Origin of the sequence: Sphingomonas sp. CBMAI 2297, from assembly GCF_029870595.1 — a bacterium.
In the GTDB taxonomy this organism is placed as follows: Bacteria; Pseudomonadota; Alphaproteobacteria; order Sphingomonadales; family Sphingomonadaceae; genus Sphingomonas.
On the sequence record NZ_JAPDIR010000030.1, the window covers coordinates 1 to 2,500 of the forward strand.

At 54.9% G+C, this 2,500-nt stretch carries 1 tRNA gene and 2 rRNA genes (1 of these 3 cut by a window edge); all 3 read right to left on the reverse strand.

The window, feature by feature from the left end:
- Position 1: 1 nt before the first annotated feature.
- Positions 2 to 78, reverse strand: a tRNA-Met gene (locus OMP43_RS22740).
- 114 nt (positions 79 to 192) lie between these two features.
- Positions 193 to 307 (reverse strand): 5S ribosomal RNA (rrf, locus tag OMP43_RS22745).
- Positions 308 to 407: 100 nt separating this feature from the next.
- A 23S ribosomal RNA gene (locus OMP43_RS22750) occupies positions 408 to 2,500 on the reverse strand; it runs 698 nt beyond the window's last position.

Sequence of the window (2,500 nt, forward strand, 5' to 3'; positions counted from 1 at the left end):
TTGGTTGCGGGAGTAGGATTTGAACCTACGACCTTCAGGTTATGAGCCTGACGAGCTACCGGGCTGCTCCATCCCGCGCCACCTAGGGTTTGTGGGTCAGGTTTGCAGGCGGAGGTGCATGCTCCGCGAGGCGCCTGAGGCCAGCAAGAGGGGAGTGAATGGGTTTGTCCTTACCGGAGCACAGGCTTCAATGCCTGGCGGCGACCTACTCTTCCATCGCTTAAGCGATAGTACCATCGGCGCTGTCTGGTTTCACGGCCGAGTTCGGGATGGGATCGGGTGGGTCACAGACGCTATAGCCACCAAGCAATGAAGCCTGTGCTGCGGTAAGTTTTTCAAATCGGTGCACCAAGGTGAGATGAACATCCGATCATCGACAGCCAGGGCTGTCGTTGATGGTGGGACTCATCAAGCGCGAATAGGACAATTAGGACCGGTTAGCTCCATGCGTTACCGCACTTCCACATCCGGCCTATCAAGGTCGTGGTCTTCGACCGTCCTAAGAAATCTTATCTCGAGGGAGGCTTCCCGCTTAGATGCTTTCAGCGGTTATCCCGTCCATACATAGCTACCCTGCTGCGCCGTTGGCACGACGACAGGTACACCAGAGGTATGTTCAACCCGGTCCTCTCGTACTAGGGTCAACTCCTCTCAAATTTCGACGCCCACGGCAGATAGGGACCAAACTGTCTCGCGACGTTCTGAACCCAGCTCACGTACCACTTTAATTGGCGAACAGCCAAACCCTTGGGACCTGCTCCAGCCCCAGGATGTGATGAGCCGACATCGAGGTGCCAAACAACCCCGTCGATATGAGCTCTTGGGGGTTATCAGCCTGTTATCCCCGGCGTACCTTTTATCCGTTGAGCGATGGCCCTTCCACGAGGGACCACCGGATCACTATGACCGACTTTCGTCTCTGCTCGACTTGTCAGTCTCGCAGTCAGGCTGGCTTATGCCATTGCACTCTAACAGCCGGTTTCCAACCGGCCTGAGCCAACCTTCGCGCGCCTCCGTTACTCTTTAGGAGGCGACCGCCCCAGTCAAACTACCCGCCACAGAGGGTCCCTGATCCAGTTTCATGGATCGAGGTTAGACATTAAAAAACAACAGGGTGGTATTTCACCTATGGCTCCACATCAGCTGGCGCCGATGCTTCAAAGCCTCCCACCTATGCTACACAGTTATTTTCCAATGCCACTCTGAAGCTGCAGTAAAGGTGCACGGGGTCTTTCCGTCTAACCGCGGGTACTCCGCATCTTCACGGAGAATTCAATTTCGCTGAGCATGTCCTGGAGACAGTGGGGAAGTCGTTACGCCATTCGTGCAGGTCGGAACTTACCCGACAAGGAATTTCGCTACCTTAGGACCGTTATAGTTACGGCCGCCGTTTACCTGGGCTTCATTTCGGAGCTTGCACCCCTCCACTTAACCTTCAGGCACCGGGCAGGCGTCAGACCCTATACGTCGTCTTGAAGCCGACTTAGCAGAGCCCTGTGTTTTTGCTAAACAGTCGCTACCCCCTGGCCTGTGCCCCCTCATACTGCTTGCGCAATGTGAGGGCCTCCTTCTTCCGAAGGTACGGAGGCAATTTGCCGAGTTCCTTCAGGACACTTCTCTCAAGCGCCTTGGTATACTCTACCTGACCACCTGTGTCGGTTTCGGGTACGGTCTATACGGTGGGGCTATTTCCCGGGACAGCTTCGAAGCATGCTCAATCCGATAAGAGCATACAACACACGCCATCCGTCACACACCACCAGGCCCACGAATATTAACGTGGTTCCCATCGACTACCCCCTTCGGGCTCGTCTTAGGGGCCGGCTCACCCTGCGCGGATTAGCCTTGCGCAGGAACCCTTGGTCTTTCGGCGAAAGGGCATCTCACCCTTTTTATCGCTACTCATGTCTGCATTCGCACTTCCGATACCTCCACGACCCATTACCAGATCGCTTCACAGGCTTACGGAACGCTCCGCTACCGCGTGGATAAATCCACACCCTAAGCTTCGGTGCACGTCTTGAGCCCCGTTACATCTTCGCCGCAGGAACCCTTATTTAGACCAGTGAGCTGTTACGCTTTCTTTAAAGGATGGCTGCTTCTAAGCCAACCTCCTGGTTGTTTTGGGATTCCCACATGCTTTCCCACTTAGACGTGACTTGGGGACCTTAGCTGTAGGTCAGGGCTGTTTCCCTTTTGACGACGGACCTTAGCACCCGCCGTCTGTCTCCCGGATATCACTCCTAGGTATTCGGAGTTTGGTTAGAATTGGTAGATCTCGCGACCCCCGCATCCATCCAGTGCTCTACCCCCTAGGGTGTTCATCCGAGGCACTACCTCAATAGTTTTCGCGGAGAACCAGCTATTTCCCGGCTTGATTGGCCTTTCACCCCTAAACACAACTCATCCGGTAACTTTTCAACGTTAATCGGTTCGGACCTCCAGTGGGTGTTACCCCACCTTCATCCTGGTCATGCCTAGATCGCCGGGTTTCGGGTCT